General features: G+C 73.4%; 16 protein-coding genes and 1 pseudogene. 2 read left to right on the top strand and 15 right to left on the bottom strand.

Annotated features, from left to right (window positions below):
• Positions 1 to 8: 8 nt before the first annotated feature.
• From IE98_RS0130790 to IE98_RS0130745, 10 genes are all read right to left on the bottom strand, one after another.
• The gene (locus IE98_RS0130790) at positions 9 to 1,169 is read right to left on the bottom strand and encodes a prephenate dehydrogenase (protein ID WP_078661444.1); all 1,161 of its coding nucleotides are present in this window, start codon (positions 1,167 to 1,169) and stop codon (positions 9 to 11) included.
• Positions 1,169 to 1,543, bottom strand: a complete 375-nt coding sequence (gene aroH, locus IE98_RS0130785; protein ID WP_030274621.1) for a chorismate mutase — start codon at positions 1,541 to 1,543, stop codon at positions 1,169 to 1,171. The genes IE98_RS0130790 and aroH overlap by 1 nt, the downstream gene beginning before the upstream one ends.
• Positions 1,543 to 2,937 (bottom strand): class II 3-deoxy-7-phosphoheptulonate synthase, encoded by a 1,395-nt coding sequence (locus IE98_RS0130780; RefSeq protein ID WP_052391192.1) that lies wholly within the window; start codon positions 2,935 to 2,937, stop codon positions 1,543 to 1,545. The genes aroH and IE98_RS0130780 overlap by 1 nt, the downstream gene beginning before the upstream one ends.
• Positions 2,938 to 3,113: 176 nt before the next feature.
• Complete coding sequence (locus IE98_RS0130775; protein WP_052391191.1) at positions 3,114 to 4,361, bottom strand: multidrug effflux MFS transporter; 1,248 nt, start codon at positions 4,359 to 4,361, stop codon at positions 3,114 to 3,116.
• 128 nt (positions 4,362 to 4,489) lie between these two features.
• Positions 4,490 to 5,128 carry an NAD(P)-dependent oxidoreductase gene (locus IE98_RS0130770; protein WP_030274616.1) on the bottom strand — a complete coding sequence of 213 codons (639 nt, stop codon included), beginning with the start codon at positions 5,126 to 5,128 and terminating at the stop codon, positions 4,490 to 4,492.
• A gap of 46 nt (positions 5,129 to 5,174) precedes the next feature.
• Positions 5,175 to 5,975, bottom strand: coding sequence for a class II aldolase/adducin family protein (locus IE98_RS0130765; RefSeq protein WP_106976754.1), 801 nt, complete (start codon positions 5,973 to 5,975; stop codon positions 5,175 to 5,177).
• A gap of 37 nt (positions 5,976 to 6,012) precedes the next feature.
• Positions 6,013 to 7,560 carry an FAD/NAD(P)-binding protein gene (locus tag IE98_RS0130760; RefSeq protein WP_063749033.1) on the bottom strand — a complete coding sequence of 516 codons (1,548 nt, stop codon included), beginning with the start codon at positions 7,558 to 7,560 and terminating at the stop codon, positions 6,013 to 6,015.
• A 160-nt stretch (positions 7,561 to 7,720) separates the two neighbouring features.
• A complete protein-coding gene (locus IE98_RS45265) occupies positions 7,721 to 8,758 on the bottom strand; it encodes a hypothetical protein (RefSeq protein ID WP_052391190.1) in 1,038 nt (345 codons plus the stop codon).
• A gap of 21 nt (positions 8,759 to 8,779) precedes the next feature.
• Positions 8,780 to 9,277 (bottom strand): flavin reductase family protein, encoded by a 498-nt coding sequence (locus tag IE98_RS0130750; RefSeq protein ID WP_030274610.1) that lies wholly within the window; start codon positions 9,275 to 9,277, stop codon positions 8,780 to 8,782.
• 59 nt (positions 9,278 to 9,336) lie between these two features.
• Entirely contained in the window at positions 9,337 to 10,878 is a 1,542-nt protein-coding gene (locus IE98_RS0130745; protein WP_052391189.1) for a 4-hydroxyphenylacetate 3-hydroxylase family protein, read from the bottom strand.
• A gap of 249 nt (positions 10,879 to 11,127) precedes the next feature.
• On the opposite strand from IE98_RS0130745, the gene IE98_RS0130740 reads away from it, so the two are divergent.
• Complete coding sequence (locus IE98_RS0130740) at positions 11,128 to 11,871, top strand: CGNR zinc finger domain-containing protein (RefSeq protein WP_078661430.1); 744 nt, start codon at positions 11,128 to 11,130, stop codon at positions 11,869 to 11,871.
• 92 nt (positions 11,872 to 11,963) lie between these two features.
• Here IE98_RS0130740 and fbaA read toward each other — a convergent pair whose 3' ends face one another.
• Complete coding sequence (gene fbaA / locus IE98_RS0130735) at positions 11,964 to 12,986, bottom strand: class II fructose-bisphosphate aldolase (protein ID WP_030274604.1); 1,023 nt, start codon at positions 12,984 to 12,986, stop codon at positions 11,964 to 11,966.
• 281 nt (positions 12,987 to 13,267) lie between these two features.
• Here fbaA and IE98_RS0130730 point away from each other — a divergent pair, with 281 nt between their 5' ends.
• Positions 13,268 to 13,978: a DedA family protein gene (locus tag IE98_RS0130730; protein ID WP_052391188.1), complete on the top strand. Its 711-nt coding sequence runs from the start codon at positions 13,268 to 13,270 to the stop codon at positions 13,976 to 13,978.
• 116 nt (positions 13,979 to 14,094) lie between these two features.
• Here the strand turns inward: IE98_RS0130730 and pyrE are convergent, their stop codons facing one another.
• The 4 genes and pseudogenes from pyrE to IE98_RS0130715 form a co-directional block, all read right to left on the bottom strand.
• Positions 14,095 to 14,634: an orotate phosphoribosyltransferase gene (pyrE, locus tag IE98_RS51295; protein WP_030274601.1), complete on the bottom strand. Its 540-nt coding sequence runs from the start codon at positions 14,632 to 14,634 to the stop codon at positions 14,095 to 14,097.
• A 32-nt stretch (positions 14,635 to 14,666) separates the two neighbouring features.
• Complete coding sequence (locus IE98_RS51290; protein WP_030274599.1) at positions 14,667 to 15,062, bottom strand: hypothetical protein; 396 nt, start codon at positions 15,060 to 15,062, stop codon at positions 14,667 to 14,669.
• A 421-nt stretch (positions 15,063 to 15,483) separates the two neighbouring features.
• Positions 15,484 to 15,900 (bottom strand): annotated as a pseudogene (locus IE98_RS52665) (SRPBCC domain-containing protein); the annotation flags it as partial.
• A gap of 134 nt (positions 15,901 to 16,034) precedes the next feature.
• Positions 16,035 to 17,678, bottom strand: a complete 1,644-nt coding sequence (locus IE98_RS0130715) for a spermidine synthase (RefSeq protein ID WP_052391187.1) — start codon at positions 17,676 to 17,678, stop codon at positions 16,035 to 16,037.
• Positions 17,679 to 17,698: the final 20 nt, after the last annotated feature.

The following is a 17,698-nucleotide window of genomic DNA, read 5'->3' as shown; positions in this document are numbered from 1 at the left end:
CTCCCTCGTCAGCTCGGCACGGTGACCCGGTCCGCGGAGCCGCGGTCCCGGTCGTCGGCGCCCGCGGACCGGTTCGCGTACACCGGGCGGATCCGCTGCACCGTCCAGTTGGCGGCCAGCAGCCGGTCGGCGAGCAGGCCGGCCGCGTCGGTGGCCACCACCAGTTCGACCAGGCCGCTCGGCCGGCCGGTGGAGTGGTCGATCGACACGTCCTCGATGTTGACGCCGGTGTCCTGGACGGCGGCGAAGAGCCGGGCCAGCTCGCCCGGCCGGTCGCCGATGACCACCGGCACCAGCGCGCCGCCGGCCGTGCCGGGCTTGCCGGGCAGCCGGGCCCGGCCGGCGTTGCCGCGGCCGAGCAGGTCGATCACCCGGGTCATCTCCTCGGCCCGCTTGGCGGCGTCGACCTCGGCGAGGCCGCGCAGCGCCCGCACGGTGGCCGCCAGGTCGTCGGCGAGCTCGCTGAGCACGTCGGCGACGGCGGTGGCGTTGGACTCCAGGATGTCGCCCCACAGCCCGGGGTCGCCGCCGGCGATCCGGGTCATGTCGCGCACCCCCTGGCCGGCCAGCCGGGACGCCTCCTCGGGGGCGTTCTCCAGCCGGGCGGCCATCAGTGCGGCGACCACGTGCGGTGCGTGCGAGACGAGGGCCACCGCGCGGTCGTGCGCGTCGCTCTCCATCACCACCGGCACCGCGCCGCACATGGCGACCATGGCGAGCGCCCGGTTGAGGGTCTCCCGCGAGGTCTGCTCACAGGCCGTCAGCACCCAGGTGCGGCCCTCGAAGAGGTTGGCGCAGGCGGCCAGCGGTCCGGACCGCTCGCCGCCGGCCATCGGGTGGCCGCCGACGAACAGGCTCGGGTCCGGGGCGCCGACCAGCACCGCCCGCTCGGTCTCGTGCTTGACGCTCGCCACGTCGGTGTAGGCGTGGGCGAGGCCGCGGGCCTGCTGGTCGGCCAGCACCCGGCCGACCGCGCTCGGTGGCACCGCGATCACCGCGATGTCCACCGGGTGGTCCGGCGGGCAGTCCACACCGCCGCCGAGCGCGACGGCGGTGCGGACGGCGTTCCGGTCGGTGTCCAGCAGGTGCACCAGCACCCCGCGGCGGCTCAGTGCGAGCGCCACCGAGGTGCCGATCAGCCCGGCCCCGACCACCGCGGCGGTGCGGATCACCGGGCACCCGCCATCGGCTGCGCCAGGTCGGGGCGCAGCGCCCGGGCCCCGCCGAGGTACACGTGCCGGACGCGGTCGCGGGGCAGCGGGGTCTCGGCGGTGACCAGCACCCGGACGGTCCGCGGCAGCCCGCCGTCGACGTCCATCTCCTGCGCGCACATCAGCGGCACGTCGGTCAGGCCGAGGTCGCGGGCGGCGCGGGCGGGGAATCCGCTGCGCAGGTCCGGGGTGGCGGTGAAGAGGATCGAGACCAGGTCGTCGGCGACGAGCGAGTTCGCCTCGATGATCTCCCGCAGCAGCAGGCGGGTGGCGTCCATGACCTCGTCCGGGTCGTCCCGGTCGACCTGGATCGCCCCGCGGACGGCGCGCATCAGCGCACCGCCTGCACGGTGCGGACGCCCGCGGCGGTGCCGCGGCCCCGGTACATCTCGGCGACCAGGAAGGCCAGGTCGAGCGACTGGCTGCGGTTGAGCCGCGGGTCGCAGGCCGACTCGTACCGCTGGTGGAGGTCCTCGGCGACCAGGGCGTGACCGCCGCCGACGCACTCGGTGACGTCGTCGCCGGTGATCTCGACGTGGATGCCGCCCGGGTGGGTGCCCAGCGAGCGGTGCACCTCGAAGAAGCCGGCGACCTCGTCCAGCACCGCGTCGAAGCTGCGGGTCTTGTGGCCGGTGGAGGCGGTGAAGGTGTTGCCGTGCATCGGGTCGCAGACCCAGGCGACCCGGGCGCCCTCGGCGGTGACCTTCTCGACGAGCCGGGGCAGCAGGTCGCGGATCTTCTCCGAGCCCATCCGGGTGATGAAGGTGAGCCGGCCGGGGATGCGCTTCGGGTCGAGCCGGTCGATCAGGGTGAGCGCCTCGTCCGCGGTGGTGGTCGGGCCGAGCTTCACACCGATCGGGTTGTTCACCTTGGAGGCGAACTCGAGGTGGGCGCCGTCCAGTTGGCGGGTGCGCTCGCCGATCCACAGCATGTGCGCGGAGACGTCGTAGCGGTCGTTGGACCGGCTGTCGAGGCGGGACATCGCGCACTCGTAGTCCAGGATCAGCGCCTCGTGGCTGGTGTAGAACTCGGTGCGGTGCAGCTCGGTCGGGTCGACGCCGCAGGCCCGCATGAAGGAGAGCGCGGAGTCGATCTCCTCGGCGAGCCGCTCGTAGCGCTGGCCGGCCGGCGAGGTGCGCACGAAGTCCTGGTTCCAGGAGTGCACCTCGCGCAGGTCGGCGTAGCCGCCGGAGATGAAGGCGCGGACGAGGTTGAGCGTCGCGGCGGAGGAGTTGTACATCCGCAGCAGCCGCTGCGGGTCGGGCACCCGGGCGCCGGCGGTGAACGCCAGCCCGTTGACCGAGTCGCCGCGGTAGGTCGGCAGGGTGACGCCGTCCCGGGTCTCGGTGGACTGCGAACGCGGCTTGGAGTACTGGCCGGCGATCCGGCCGACCTTGACCACCGGCACCGAGGCGCCGAAGGTCAGCACCGCGGCCATCTGCAGCATGGTCTTCAGCTTGGAGCGGATCTGGTCGGCGGAGACGCCGTCGAAGGTCTCCGCGCAGTCACCGCCCTGGAGCAGGAAGGCCTCGCCGCGGGCCACCGCGGCGAGGCGGGCGGTCAGGTTGTCGCACTCCCCGGCGAACACCAGCGGCGGGTAGGTGCGCAGTTCGTCGCAGACCCGCTCCAGGGCATCGGGGTCCGGCCAGTCCGGCTGCTGGGCCGCGGGCAGGGTCCGCCAGGACTCCTCCCGGGGCAGGACGTCGGTCGTGGTTGCGAACGGCATAACGATCTCCGGCTCGTGAAATGGGACGCGGTGCGGCAGAGCGTGCGAGGCGATCGGGGCGCAACGCCCGTACTTCAGTGGTTCCGGGGGAGCGGGGGACTTGCGGTGGTGCGGGTGGTGCGGGGGAGAGCGAGGGGCCGCCCCGCCGGGCCGGGGCCCGGCGGGGCGGCGGTGGGTCAGGCGTGCGCGGCCTGCTCGGAGCGGGTGTCCGCACCGGCCGCCGCGGCCGGCGCGGCCGCGGCGCGGGTCAGTGCGGCGAAGGAGAGCAGCGCGCCGCTGCCGAGCACCGCGATGACGATGCCCATCGGCACGGCCGTGCCCTCGCCGGCCAGGCCGACCAGCGGCACCACGGCGGCACCGATGATGTGCTGGGACAGGCCGAGCAGGGCCGCCGCGGAGCCGGCCGAGTCGCCGTGCTCCTGCAGGGCGAGCGCGGTCGCGGTCGGCATGACCAGGCCGACGCTGGAGACCACCACGAACAGCGCGACCAGCAGCGGCACCAGGCCGCCGTCGGCGAGCACCGTGACGAGCAGGCCGAGGCCGCCCACCGCGGAGCCGGTCAGGCCGATCGCGAGCAGCGGGCGCGGGCCGGTGCGGTGCACGATCCGGCCGCAGATCTGCGCGCAGATCACCAGGCCGGCCGCGTTGACCGCGAAGACCGCGCTGAAGCCCTGCGGGGACATGCCGTGGATGTCCTGCAGCACGAACGGCGAGCCCGCGATGTACGCGAACATCGCCGCGAAGGCCAGGCCGCAGGCCAGGTTGTAGCCGACGAAGACGCGGTCGGAGAGCAGCCGGCGGAAGACCGGGCCGGTCGCCCGCAGGCCGCCGGTGCGCCGCCGCTCCACCGGGTGGGTCTCCGGCAGGCCGACGGCGACCACGACGAGCAGCAGCGCGCCGAGGACGCCGAGCAGGGTGAAGATGCCGTGCCACGAGGTGAAGCGCAGCAGCTGGCCGCCGGCGACCGGGGCGAGCACCGGCGCCAGGCCGGTGATCAGCATCAGCAGCGCGAAGTACTTGGCGGCCGCGGCGCCCTCGTGCTTGTCGCGGACGACCGCGGCGGCGATCACGATGCCGACCGCGCCGCCGAGGCCCTGGATCGCGCGCAGCGCGACCAGCAGCCAGATGTTCGGGGCGACGGCGCACAGCAGCGCCGCCACGGTGTAGACGCCGAGGCCCCACAGCAGCGGCTTGCGGCGGCCGGCGGCGTCCGAGATCGGGCCGGCGAAGAGCTGGCCGAGGCCGAGGCCGAGCAGGCAGGCGGTGAGGCTGAGCTGGCCGGCCGAGGCGCTGGCGTGCAGGTCGTGGGTGAGGTCGGGCAGACCGGGCAGGTAGGTGTCGTTGGACAGCGGGCCCAGTGCGGTGAGCGCGCCGAGGATGGCGACGACCGCGCCGCCGCCCTTGGTCCTGGCGGTGGATGACATGGTGTGGGTTCCCTCCGGAGTGGTGGCGCGCCCGGCGGTCGGCGGGGGCCGGTCGCCGGGCGTGCCGGTGGTGCCGATGCGGGGTGCGGACCGTCGGGTGGGGGCCGTCGGTCCGCCGGTACGCGGCGTCAGTACGCGACGGAGACCCTGGTCCGCAGGGCCTGTCCGCCTTCGAGTTGGTCGACGAAGGCGACCGCGTAGTCCGGGATGCTGATCCGGGACCGGCCGTCCGCGTCGACCAGCAGGTCGTCGCCGCTCAGCCGGTAGGCCCCGGTGCGCTCGCCGGGCTCGATCAGCTTGGCCGGCGAGATGTACGTCCAGTCGAGGTCGTCGACCTCGTGGTAGCGGCCGAGCGCCTCGATCTGGGCGAGGGCGTTGGCCTTCCACAGCTCCGGGAAGTGGGGGTCGTCCACGACGCGGGTGCCCTCGGCGGTGCGCAGGCTCCCGGCGCCGCCGAGCACCACCAGGCGCTTCACGCCGGCCTTGCGCAGGCCGGCGACGAGGCCGTCGGTGGCGCCGAGGAGGATCGTCCGGTCGTCGTCCGCGCCGATCCGCGGGCCGACGGCGGAGGCGACCGCGTCGTGGCCCCGGACGAGCTCGGCCACCTGCTCGGCGTCGGCGACGTCACCGGCGACGAGCGGGACGGCCGAGCCGCTGCCGGTGCCGCCGGAGCGGGTGACTCCGGTGACCTCGTGGCCGCGGGCGACGAGCTCCTCGGCGATCGCGGCGCCGATGTTCCCGGTCGCTCCGAACAGCAGAACCTTCATGACCACTCCTCGTGTGGCAGGGGTGTGCGGTGTGCCCGACGGGCCGTCACTCGTCGAGCAGGTCGGGCTGCTCGTGGACGATCTCGTCCCAGAGCAGCTGGAAGCTGAAGCGGCCCAGCTGGGCGTCGCCGAAGCCGGCGCCGGCGGAGACGGCCTGCTCGTGGCTGAAGCTCTTCGGGGTGCCCGCGGCGAGCGCGAGCAGCTGGACCTCGGCGCAGCTGTCGAAGGTGAAGAACCAGTGCACGGCCTCCTCCAGCGAGCCGCCGACCGTGATCAGGCCGTGGTGCTGGAGCAGGATCGCCCGGTTGTCGCCGAGCTTCTGCGCGATGTCCTTGCCCTGCTCGACGGCGACCGAGGGGCCCTCGTACTCGGTGTAGAGCACCTGCCTGCCGTAGAAGGCCGCGGACTCCTGGTCGATCGGCTCCAGCAGCCGGCCGAGCGCGCCGAGCGCCCGCGAGTGGGCGGTGTGGCCGTGCGCGGCCGCCTCCGCGTCCGGGTTCATGTCGTGGATCGCGGAGTGGATGACGAAGGCACTCGGGTTGACCTTGTGCCGGCCCTCCACCACCGTGCCGTCGGAGTCGACCAGGATCAGGTCGCCGACGGTGACCCGCTTGAAGGAGACGCCGAACGGGTTGACCCAGAAGTGCCCGGGCAGCTCGGGGTCGCGGACCGATATGTGGCCCGATATGCCCTCGCCGAAGCCGTACTTGCCGAACAGCCGCAGCGCGGCGGTGAGCCGCTGCTTGCGGTACCGGCGCTCCTCGGCGGCGGTGGCGAACTGTGCGTCGCCGGGCAGCGGCAGGCCGGTGGCGGTGTCCGCCAGGTAGCTCGGGGTGGTCGTGGTCACGGGGGTGCTCTCCTTGGCTCTGGTCTCGGGCGCCGGGTCAGGCGCTCTGCAGGACGCGCTCGGCGCGCAGGCCGGCGATCCGCTGGGAGTGCGCGAGGACGGCACGGACGATGTCCTGGCTCCGGTCCACCAGCGAGGGGATGCCGAAGGTGAAGAACAGCGTCCCGGCGGCGATGTTGCCGAGCGCGTACCAGCGCGGTTCGGGCCGGCCCTCGACGGCGAGCCGGCTGGTGGCGCGGGCTATGTGCAGACCGCCGTGCGGGTGGCGGTCGGCGAGCCGGTTGCGGGTGAGCGAGTTGACCAGCGGGGCCGCGGCCATCGGGATCTTGCCCTCGGAGGCGTTGACGGCGTTGATCACCACGTCGACCCGGAAGGCGTCCTGCTCGGAGGTCTCGACGGTGTAGCCGCCCTCCGGGCCGGCCGCGATGTCCTGCAGGCCGGAGACGATCTGCAGCTGGCCCTCGTCGGCGAGCCGCAGCAGCTCGGTGGCGCTGCTCGGCGGCATCGGGCAGCAGAGGCTCATGATCGTCCGGTAGTGGGTGCGCAGCAGCTCGACCTTGTCGCGCTCGGAGAGCAGCGGCCAGATGTCCGGGCCGGTGTCCGGCACCGCGCGCTGCAGGATGCGCAGGCCCAGGTCGGGCGAGTCGACCTCGGAGAGCTGGCGGCGCAGCCGCTCGACCGGGTGCTCGCGGTGCGCGCCGGTGATCTCCTCGATCACCGCGGTCAGGTCGGCGCCGGCCTCGGCGAACTCCTTGCCGATCAGGTCGGCGATCTCCTGGAGGCGCAGGCTGGTCTGACGGCGGGACAGCCGCTGCATCCGCTCCGGGGTGACGTGCTTCAGGTCGAAGTGGACCGGCTTCTGCCGGACGCCGGGCAGCATGCCGCGGCGGGAGAGCAGGCTGATCCGGCCGCGGTGCCCGCGGGAGGCGAGCGAGATGATGATGTCGACGGCGGTCAGGCCGCTGCCGATCACGGCGACGTGCTGGTCCGGGGCGACGGACTGCAGCTTCTGGGTGATCGGGTACGGGTCGCCGATGAAGTTCCCGCTGCCGGTGAGCCCGTACACGTCCTTGGGGCTGTCGCCGCCGACGCAGAGCACCGCGTAGTCGAAGGCCCGCACCCGGCCCTCGTTGGTGCGCAGCATCGCGCGGCCGGCCGCCAGGTTGGCGGAGGTGACGGACTCGCTCACCAGGTCCACCCGCCAGCCGCGCAGCCGCAGCTTGGCGAGGGCGGCGTGCGCGGTCTGCTCCAGGTACTCCCCGTACTCGGTGCGCGGTGCGAAGCGGGCGCCGGCCTTCGGGTCGAGCCCGCTGGTGCCCTCCGGCAGGCCGAGGATCCGGTCCCGGGTCGTGAGCCACCGCTCGAAGTGCCGGTCGTCCCCGGCCCGGACCGACATGTCGTCGGGGGTCGCGTTGACCTTCACCGTGGTGGTGTCGGACTGGTACGCCCGGCCCCGCCACAGGTGCGGCGACGGCTCGAAGACCGTGATGCTGCCGGGGGCGGTGTCGCGTTGGGCGAGGGCGTCGATCAGGCAGACCGCCGAGGCCCCGCCTCCGATGACTGCGAGTGAGATCGCCGATGACATGTCAGATTCCTGCCACTCGTGGATGTCCGGCGCCGTCCATGCGCTGTCTCCTCCGCGTATCCGAACGGCCTGTGGGTGCGGCCCGGCACCGGGGGTGGGGATGGCCCCCGGTGCCGGGCTCCGAGGGCAGGGCGGGGGAGGGCCCTGCCTGGTCGATGGCTCAGCTGTGCTGGTAGTTCTCCATCGAGACGGTGTAGTCGCCGCGGTTGGCGCGGTACTTGATGCAGTAGTCCTTCGGGTACCAGCCGGCCACCTGCCAGGCCTGCGGCTGCTTGATCGGGAAGCACCCGCTCTGGTTCGCGCCGGTGGCCAGGCCGTCCAGGTACGCCTTGGTGATCATCGGCTCCAGGAAGCTGATCTTCGCGTCGTAGGCGCCGTAGATGAACGTCTGGGTGAACGTCTGGCCGTGCCACTCGGGGGAGCTCTGGTCGATCAGGTGGTTGCCCATCGCGACCTCGGCCACCCCGTTGTCTATGTAGCCGGAGGGCATGTACTGCGACGGGATCGGCTTGGTCGCCGTGGCGAAGTCGTCGCAGTTGATCGCCAGCGCGCACGGGCCGGGGCGGATCGCGTCCCGCTCGGCCTTCGGCTGGACGTAGAAGTGGAAGTCGAAGTGCGGGATGTCGTAGATGCCCGCGGGGCCGTGGCCCATGGTGTTGTAGTTCAGCAGCGCCCACTTGTACGGGATGTCGGGGGTGCTGGTGAGCGCGGTGGGCAGGTCGAGCGGACGCTCGTGGCCGCCCATGCACTCGGTGTGCTCGTCGATGACGCCGTTGCCGTTGATGTCGTAGCAGTGGTGCTGGTCCGTCATCGTGGTCGGCAGGTTCTGCAGCATCGTCTTCGGGAAGACGAAACCCATCGAGATCGGCTTGCCGTTCGGCTCCTGCTGGGCGTAGGTGCGCACGTTGCCGTTGCCCAGGGCGCTCGGCGTGCCGTACGAGGCGCACGGCCCCAGGTACGACGGGGTCGCCTGCAGCACCGGGTCGACGGCCACCTTGGGCAGGGTGACGTTGAACTCGGCGGTGGTGCTGGTGTTCCCGGTCAGACAGACCTTCACCGGGGTCGTGTCGACGGCCGTGCCCGCCGCGCTCGCCGAACCGGCGGCCGGCGAGATCAGGGCGGCGGTGCCGAGCAGGGCGGCCGCGGCCGACGACGCGATGAGGGATCTCTTGTACGTGTTCTTCTTCGGCGTGCTCATGGTGGTGCGATCTCCGTTGTCTCAGGAACGGGTGAGTTCGAGGGTGTGGAATCCGCCCTGGAGGAAGATGAGCGGAGCGGTGGAGTCGGCGGCGCCGAGCCGCACGACCTCGCCGATCACCATCACGTGGTCGCCGATCACCAGCTCGTCGCGGTAGGCGACCTCCATCCAGCCGGCGGCCTCCAGCAGGAGCACGCCGGTGGCGTCGCCGAAGTTGTGCGGAGCCTCGGTCAGCGAGACCTGGCGCGACTCCGGGTCCTTGGCGAAGGCGCGGGCGTGGCCCTCGGACTCGCGGTCCAGGATCGACACGCCCCACACGCCGGCGGTCCGCAGGTCCGCGAGGAACCGCGAGTCGTGCCGGAAGCAGAGCGTGATGATCGCCGGGTCGAGCGAGACCGAGGTGAGCGAGTTGACCGTGATGGCGTCGTGCCGCCGGCCGTCGGCGCCGTCCGTGTAGGTGCTGACGACGCAGACCCCGGTGGCGAAGTGACGCATGACGCTGCGTAGATCGTGGTTCATTACCGCCTCCTGTGAGCGGAGGGCGGGCGGCCGCGTCCGCGGCCGCCCGCCCGGCCGGGTCAGTCGGTCTCGGCCCAGCGGCCGTTGCGCCAGCCGTCCAGGTCGTAGTCGTCCATGGCCTTCTGCACGAAGTCGCCGTACTGGTCGAGCAGTCCGGCCGCGCGGGTCCAGTTCAGGGTGTCCAGGCGGACCTGGTCCGGGCCGCCCGCGTAGTTGAGCTCGTACAGCTCGTGGCGGGCGCCGAACTCCGAACCGACCGCGTCCCAGGCCATCTTGAAGAGCTTGGCGCGCTCCTCCGCGGTGGTGCCGGAGCCGCGGTAGTAGCGGTCGAACAGCGGGCGCAGCTCCGGGTTCTGGAGGTCCTTGTGGCTGGACGGCGTCATCAGCAGCGCGCCCGCCAGGTGCTCCTCGAAGAACTTGTGGGTGCGGTCCCAGCTGATCGGGGCGAGCGCCCGGTAGCCGGCCGAGTAGTCCATCCGCGGCAGGACGGTGCCGCCCTCGGCGGGCTCCGGGTCCATCGCCATCGCGGTGGTGACGGCCCAGGTCTGGTGGCGCCAGGCGAGCAGCTCGCCGAGGCCGGCCTGGACGCCGCGGAACTTGTCGGTGCCGTTGAGGCGGGTGCCGCGGTCCAGGACGCCCGCCATGAACTCCAGCTTCACGGCCATCCGGATCGCGCCCTGGAAGAAGCCGCGGGAGAGCAGGCCCGAACGCGGGAAGTACTGGTGGATCTTCTCGGTGTCCCGGTAGATCAGGACGTTCTCCCACGGGATGAACGCCTTGTCGAAGACCAGCACCGCGTCGTTCTCGTCGAACCGGCTGGAGAGCGGGTTGTCGAACGGGCTGTTGGCCTTCTTCTCGTACGACGGGCGGCAGATCACCTTCATGCCCGGCGTGTTCAGCGGCGCCATGAAGGCCAGCGCCATGTCCTCGGCCTTGCCCTTCTCGAGGTTGGCGAGGTGGATCTGGCCGACGAAGGCGACGTGGGTCAGCGCGGAGGCGGTGGCCATCAGCTTGGCGCCCTCGACCACGATGCCGTCGTCGCGCTCCTCGACGACCTTCAGGTAGACGTCCGGGATGTCGTGCGCGGCCTTGTGGCGGTCGACCGGCGGGTTGACGATCGCGTGGCTGATCGCCAGCGCCTGACGGGCGTACTTCTCGTACCAGGCCCGGGCGTTGTCGCCGAACGGCTCGTAGAACGAGTGGGTGACGGCCAGGCCGGCCATGAAGGAGGCCTTGTAGTCCGGCGTGCGGTTCATGAAGCCGTAGCTCAGACGCGCCCAGTGCTCGATGGCGTCACGGGCCTTGACCAGGTCGTCCGCCGTGTGGGCCGGGGTGAAGAACCGGTGGACACGGGCGCCGGTGTACCGGTCGACCGTGGTCATCATGTCCTTGGTGTCCGGGTGGTGCAGCGCGTCGTACAGGTGCGCCATCGAGCGGGCGGCGTTGCGGAACGCCGGGTGCTCGGTCACGTCCTTGACCAGCTCGCCGTCGATGTACACCTGGCGCCCGTCACGCAGGCTCTCCAGGTACGTGTCGCCGTTCAGCAGGTCGTTGGGCGCCTCGGCGCCCGGCTGTGCCAGGTCTGATTCGGCCTGAGCCATCGTGCTTCACTCTCCCCATCGGGCGTTCGGATCTGCGTGTCCGGGTCTGGCACATCCGAAGCTAGAAAAGATTCCCGTGGGTCAGTTATGAGGCTGCGCACGGCCTCTGGCCGTTGCGCGCACACCGGGTGCCCAGCCGTTCCGGCGCGCCCGGCCCGGCGCCAGACTGGCCCGGTGCCGCCGCACTGCCCGCGCAGTGCCGCCCGGGGACCGGGAGGAGAGCGGCCCGACACCGGCCGAGGGAGCACGATGCGCGCACACGGCACACCGCTGACCACCCTGGCGGACGCCCGGGTCACCCTGCTCGACCTCGCCCTCGGCGCGCCCGGACCCGACCGCCGCTGGCACGGCCCGGCCGGCACCGCCGGCACCCGGGCCGCCGACCCCGCCGACCGCCGGCCGCTGCTCGGCGAGCCCCTCGCCCTCGACCTGCTCAACACCCGCTGGGACGCCCCCGCCGGCGCCCGCGACCTGCTCGACGACCTGGACGGCTACCGGATCTGGCTCTCCTCCGCGGGCCTCGCCGGGCTCTGCCCCGCCGACGGCGCCGCGCTCTCCGCCACCCGGCACACCCGCGAGGCGCTGCAGGCCACCCTGAGCCCCCCGTACGACCAGCGCCGGCCCGGCCGGGCGCCCGCCGACCCGGACGCCGTCCGCGAGGTCGACCGGCTGCTCGCCCGCGGCGCCCTGCGCTACCGGCTCACCGCCGAGGGGCCCGCCACCACCGTCGAGGTCGACGACCCGGCCTGGCTGGCTGGCTGGCTCGCCCTCGACGACTATCTCCAGCTGCTCGGCACCGCCCCCGAGCGGATCCGCAGCTGCGCCGGACCGCACCGCCTGCCGCTCTGGTTCCTCGACACCTCCCGCAACGGGATGCGCCGCTGGTGCTCGATGGCCGAGTGCGGCAACCGCGCCAAGGCCGCCCGGCACTACCGGCGGCTGCGCGGCGAGCAGCCCGCCGTCCGCGGCGGCGCCCGGGTCGCCGTCGGCTGACCCGCCGCGGACGCACGACGGCCGTGGCCCCGGGGAGTCGACTCCCCGGGGCCACGGCCGTCCCTCTCGCGTCCTCGCGGACGCGGAGCGCACTACTTGATGCGGTTGCCCGCCGAGCGCAGCTGCTGCGCCGCCTCGAGCACGCGGGCGGCCATGCCGGCCTCGGCCAGCTTGCCCCAGGTGCGCGGGTCGTAGGTGTTCTTCTTGCCGACCTCGCCGTCGACCTTCAGCACGCCGTCGTAGTTGCGGAACATGTGGTCCACGACCGGGCGGGTGAAGGCGTACTGCGTGTCGGTGTCGAGGTTCATCTTCACGACGCCGTTCTCCAGCGCGGTGGCGATCTCCTCGGCGGTCGAGCCGGAGCCGCCGTGGAAGACGAAGTCGAACGGGTCGGCCTTGCCGTACTGCTTGCCGATCTCGGCCTGGAGCTCCGCGAGCAGCTCCGGCTTCAGCACGACGTTGCCCGGCTTGTACACGCCGTGCACGTTGCCGAAGGAGGCGGCCAGCAGGTAGCGGCCCTTCTCGCCCAGGCCGAGCGCCTCGGCGGTGCGCACCGCGTCGTTGACGGTGGTGTACAGCTCGTCGTTGATCTCGTGCGAGACGCCGTCCTCCTCGCCGCCGGTCGGGGTGATCTCGACCTCGAGGATGATCTTGGCGGCGGCGGCCTGGGCGAGCAGCTCCTGCGCGATCGCCAGGTTGTCGGCCAGGGTCTCGGCCGAACCGTCCCACATGTGCGACTGGAACAGCGGGTTCAGGCCCTTGGCCACGCGCTCGGCGGAGACCGCCAGCAGCGGGCGGACGTAGCCGTCCAGCTTGTCCTTCGGGCAGTGGTCGGTGTGCAGCGCGACCGTGATGTCGTACTTCGCGGCCACGATGTGCGCGAACTCGGCCAGCGCGACGGCGCCGGTCACCATGTCCTTGTTGTGCTGGCCGCCCAGGAACTCCGCACCACCGGTGGAGATCTGGATGATGCCGTCGCTCTCGGCCTCGGCGAAGCCGCGCAGCGCGGCGTGCAGGGTCTGCGACGAGGTCACGTTGATGGCCGGGTAGGCGAACTTGCCCGCCTTGGCCCGGTCCAGCATCTCGTTGTAGACCTCGGGAGTTGCGATGGGCATGCGAATTCGCTCCTGTCGGTGTGGGGCGATCGAACGACGCTGTCCGATGCTCTTACGCCTCTGGCTCACGGCGTGCTTCGCGGTACGAGAAGAGGGTGGTCCTCGACCGCAGGCCGGACACCGGGGCCATCTTCCCAGACTCACCCTCCGCGGTCACCCACGGCCCGCCAGTCGGGACGCGAACGGCGCCTACGCGCCAGTAGCCCCACGGGCCCGACCGGGCGGGGCCCCGGCCACCGCTCCTTAAGCCGTCTTCAACGGCAGGGCGCTATCCTGCGCGCGTGGACTACAACCAGCTCGCCGTCAATCTCCTCGACGCCAAATCGCTGATCTCGTCGCTGGGCGCCATCGGCCTGCTCGCGATCATCTTCGCCGAGACCGGCCTGCTGGTCGGGTTCTTCTTCCCCGGCGACTCGCTGCTGATCCTCGCCGGTGTGGCCGCCTCCGGCGCGGCCTCCTCGGTGCTCGGCGAGGGCGCCCGGCTGCCGATCGCCCTGCTGCTGATCGGGGCGCCGATCTGCGCCGTCGTCGGCGCCCAGCTCGGCCACCTCATCGGGGCCAAACTCGGCCCCCGGATGTTCGACAAACCGGAGTCGAAGATCTTCCGCCGCGAGTACGTGGTGAAGGCCGAGTACTACTTCGAGAAGTTCGGCCCGGCCAAGGCCGTGGTGATGGCCCGCTTCATCCCGATCGTCCGGACCTTCCTCAACCCGGTCGCCGGCACCCTGGAGATGCCGGCCCGGACCTTCTTCGTCTGGAACGTCGTCGGCGCCGTGCTGTGGACCGAGTCCATGCTGCTGATCGGCTACTTCTTCGGCGACGCGATGGCTCCGGTGATCGACAAGTACCTGATCCCCGCGATGGCGCTGATCATCCTGATCTCGATCTCCCCGATCATCGTCGAGGTGATCCGCGAGCGCCGGAAGAAGAAGGCCGGCGGCGACACCCCGGCGGCGGAGCCGGTCGGCACCGGCCGCCACCGCAAGGGCTGAGGGCCACCGTCCCGTACACGGCGACGGCCGGTGTGACACGTGGTTTCACGTGAAACACCGGCCGTCACCGTTTCCGCCCCGTGGTGCCCGCGGGCGCCACCGGGCCGTGCGCGGGCTCAGAGGCCCAGGTCGTCCAGGGTGTAGGCGGTGACGTACGGCAGGCCGGTCTCCGCGATCGCCGGGGCCGCACCACGCTCCACGATCACCGCGACGCCGACCACCTCGGCGCCCGCCTCGCGCAGCGCCTCCACGGCGGTGAGCACCGAGCCGCCGGTGGTGGAGGTGTCCTCGACCGCCAGCACCCGGCGGCCCTTCACGTCCGGGCCCTCGATCCGGCGCTGCAGGCCGTGCGCCTTGCCGGCCTTGCGGACCACGAACGCGTCCAGCTTCCGGCCGCGGGCGGCGGCGGCGTGCAGCATCGCGGTCGCCACCGGGTCGGCGCCCAGGGTCAGGCCGCCGACCGCGTCGAACTCGAGGTCCGCCGCGGCGTCCAGCATCACCCGGCCGACCAGCGGCGCCGCCTCGGCGTCCAGCGTGATCCGGCGCAGGTCGACGTAGTAGTCGGCCTCCAGCCCGGAGGAGAGGGTGACCTTGCCGTGCACGACGGCCTTGTCCTTGATCTGCGCCAGCAGGGCGTCGCGGTCCTCAGTGCTCATGAGCAGCCAGTCTAAGGGCCGCGACCCTCCGCTCAGCGACGGCGCAGCGCCCGCACCAGCACCACGGCACCGCCGATCAGCGCCACCCCGCCGCCGATCACCCAGGGCATCGCGCTGCGCTCGCCGGCCCCGCCGGTGAGCAGCGTGGGCTCCGGGCCGCCCCAGCGGCTGGCCGCCCGGGCACGGGCGCTGCGGGCCGGGGGAGTGGGGGCGTAGCGGCCGTGCGGCGGCGCGTGGTCCACCTCCTCCGCGGAACGGCCCACGATCGACCGCCGCACCGGCCCGGACCCGGCCGGCTCCGGCTGGTACTCCAGCCCCGCGGGCTCCGGCTCGGGCGAGGGCAGCGGCTCGTCGTCGTCCGAGAACGCGATCAGGTCGGACAGGTCGTCGTCGAGGTCCCGGACCGCCCGGTCGTCCAGGTAGACCACCGTCGCCCCGGGCTCCTCCCCGGCCTCGCCCTCGCCCTCCTCCGGCTCCTCGGTCTCCCCGGCCTCCTCCAGCAGCCTCCTCGGCGACCGCGGGCTCCGGGGCGGGCTCCTCGGCCACGACGGTCTCGGCGCTGGGCTCCTCGGGAGCCTCGGCAGCCGGCTCTTCGACGGCCGGCTCTTCGGCGGCGGGCTCTTCGAGGGCGGGCTCCTCGACAGCGGCCTCCTCGGCCGGTGCGGCCGCCTCCGCGGCCTCGGCCGGCTCGGTCTCCGCGCCCTGGGCTGCAGCCGTCTCCGCGGCCTCGGCCGGCTCGGTCTCCGCGCCCTGGGCTGCAGCCGTCTCCGCGGCCTCGGTCTCTTCGGTCTCGTCGTCCGCCGGGGGCAGGACGGTGCCCGGGCTGGCGCCCGCCTCGACGGCGAGGGCGGCCACCAGGCGGTCGAGGAGGCGGCGGCCCGCGGTCTCCAGGACGTCGTCCGGGAACTCGGCGAGGCGGCCCTCGGCGCTGAGGTCGCCGGCGAAGCGCATGGTGCTGCCGTCCGCGTGGTCGTGCACGCTGACCCGGACGGTCGCGGTGACCTCGCCGGAGCCCCGCACCTCCTCGCCCTCGGCGAGCGCGGTGAGCACGCCCTCGCGTCCCGGGATCAGCGAGAGCGATCCGCGGTAGGTGATGGTGGAGCTGCCGACACGCAGCCGCAGCCGCCCGTCGATCTGTCCGTCCGGTGTGCGGGATGTCCCGGTGTCGGTGCTCAGGCCGGGGACGCAGCGGGCCAGCAGCTCGCTGTCCTGCAGGACCTGCCGGACGGCGTTGGCCGGCAGCGGGACGACAACCTCATGCTCCATACCGGCGAGCCTACCCACCCGGGTGCCCGGTGCGGGGGGTTGGCGTCGGGTGGATCCGCGGAGGTTCGGCAGCTGTACACGGACGGCCCCCGCAGCCCTGCCGCGGCGGCCCGGCCGGGCGGGCGGCGGTGGCCTCAGTCCAGCAGCCGGTAGGGCGCCGGCAGCCGGGCCGGGCGGCGGCCCGCGAGCCCCGCGGCGGACTTCCGGAGGCCGTCGGCGGTGAGGGCCCGCGGCGGCGGGGCGTCCCGGCCGAGGGAGAGCACGGGCTGGGTGCGGGCCGCGAGCAGGAACGCCGGGCGGGGTGCAGGAGGGCCGCTGTGCGGGCAGGCCGGGGGTGCCCCGGGCGGGGCCTGGTAGGCGACGGTGCGCAGGCCGTCCGCGCGCAGTCCGGCCTCGGCCGTCCACAGGCCGCGGGAGACGGGGCCGCCGCGGAGGGCGAGCCGCCCGCCCGGGGCCAGCCGTCCGGCGGCCAGTCCGAAGAACTCCTGGCTGTGCGCCGCCCGGCCGTCGTCGCCGTGCGGCACCGGCAGGTCGGAGACGATCACGTCGAAGGGCGGGCGGCCCGCACGCCGGGCGCGGCGCAGCCAGGACATCGGGTCGGCGTGCTCCACCCGCACCCGGGGGTCGTCGTAGGCGTGTCCGGTGAGGGCGGCGAGGGCCGGGTCGCGCCGGACGAGGGCGGTGAGCGCCGCGTCCGGTTCCACCACCACGACCTCGCGGACGGCGGAGTGCCGCAGCACCTCGCGCAGGGCGGCCCCGCCGCCGCCCAGCACCAGCACCCGTCCGTTGGGCGCGCCGGCAAGGGCCGGGTGGACGAGCGCCTCGCTCTCCCGGTACTCGTCCGGTCCGCAGACGGCCAGCCGTCCGCCGACGAAGAGCTCCAGCGGTCCGCCGGCGCCCGGTCCGCCGGCGAGCACGATCTCCTGGTCCCGGCCGGGTACCGCGAGCCTGACCTGTGCCCCGTAGAGGGCCTGCCGGGCGGCGCGTTCGATCGCACCGGTGAAGGCGGCCGCGCAGGCCAGGACGGCGAGCACCAGTCCGCAGCCGGCCCAGAGCAGCAGCCGGGCCCGCGGTGGGGGTTCCTCGCGGAACAGCCACAGCACCACCGCGGCGCCGGCCACCGCGTTGACCGCGCCGGTGGCGAGCGCGCCGACGGCCGGGCCGAGGACGGGCAGCAGCAGGAAGGGGAAGGCCAGCCCGCCGATCAGCGCACCGACGTAGTCGGCGGCGAACAGGTCCGCGACCGCCCGTCCGGCGTGCTCGCGGCGGATCCGCTGGACGAGGGTCATCAGCAGCGGGATCTCGGCGCCGATCAGCACCCCGATCAGGAAGGTGGTGGCGGTCAGGCCTGCGGCGGCCGCCCGGTGGCCGTCCAGCCAGGCCCAGCAGGAGTACAGCAGGAGGACCGACAGCCCACCGGTGAGCGCCAGCCCGCACTCGACCAGGGCGAAGGAGGTGGCGGGGCGGCGGGTCAGCCGCTTGGCGAGCAGCGAGCCGACGCCCATCGCGAAGACCATCACCGACAGCACCAGGGAGGTCTGGGTGACCGAGTCGCCGAGCAGGGCCTGCCCGACGGCGACGAGTTCCAGCTCGTAGACGAGCCCGCAGGCGGCGCAGACGAAGGCGGCCAGCAGCACCAGTGGCCGGGCCAGCCGGCGGCGTACGCCGGGCGGTGCGGCGCCGCCGGTCCAGGGTCGGGCGACGGGCCGGACGCGGGGTGCTTCGGCGCGGCCGTCGAGGCCCGGCCGAGCGGGGGGATCCGCCGGACGGTTGATCATGCACAAACGCTAGCGACATC

The organism is Streptomyces sp. NRRL B-24484 (assembly GCF_000717715.1).
GTDB lineage: Bacteria > Actinomycetota > Actinomycetes > Streptomycetales > Streptomycetaceae > Kitasatospora.
Note: the sequence above shows the minus strand (reverse complement) of the source record. Positions and strands in the feature narration are given on the sequence as shown.

Bases quoted from the DNA above. Each gene is read 5' to 3' on its own strand.
- aroH (WP_030274621.1), bottom strand. From the start codon at position 1,543: ATGCGCGCCGTCCGCGGGGCGATCCAGGTCGACCGGGACGACCCGGAC.
- IE98_RS0130780 (WP_052391192.1), bottom strand. From the start codon at position 2,937: ATGCCGTTCGCAACCACGACCGACGTCCTGCCCCGGGAGGAGTCCTGG.
- IE98_RS0130775 (WP_052391191.1), bottom strand. From the start codon at position 4,361: ATGTCATCCACCGCCAGGACCAAGGGCGGCGGCGCGGTCGTCGCCATC.
- IE98_RS0130770 (WP_030274616.1), bottom strand. From the start codon at position 5,128: ATGAAGGTTCTGCTGTTCGGAGCGACCGGGAACATCGGCGCCGCGATC.
- IE98_RS0130760 (WP_063749033.1), bottom strand. From the start codon at position 7,560: ATGTCATCGGCGATCTCACTCGCAGTCATCGGAGGCGGGGCCTCGGCG.
- IE98_RS45265 (WP_052391190.1), bottom strand. From the start codon at position 8,758: ATGAGCACGCCGAAGAAGAACACGTACAAGAGATCCCTCATCGCGTCG.
- IE98_RS0130750 (WP_030274610.1), bottom strand. From the start codon at position 9,277: ATGAACCACGATCTACGCAGCGTCATGCGTCACTTCGCCACCGGGGTC.
- IE98_RS0130745 (WP_052391189.1), bottom strand. From the start codon at position 10,878: ATGGCTCAGGCCGAATCAGACCTGGCACAGCCGGGCGCCGAGGCGCCC.
- IE98_RS0130740 (WP_078661430.1), top strand. From the start codon at position 11,128: ATGCGCGCACACGGCACACCGCTGACCACCCTGGCGGACGCCCGGGTC.
- fbaA (WP_030274604.1), bottom strand. From the start codon at position 12,986: ATGCCCATCGCAACTCCCGAGGTCTACAACGAGATGCTGGACCGGGCC.
- pyrE (WP_030274601.1), bottom strand. From the start codon at position 14,634: ATGAGCACTGAGGACCGCGACGCCCTGCTGGCGCAGATCAAGGACAAG.
- IE98_RS0130715 (WP_052391187.1), bottom strand. From the start codon at position 17,678: ATGATCAACCGTCCGGCGGATCCCCCCGCTCGGCCGGGCCTCGACGGC.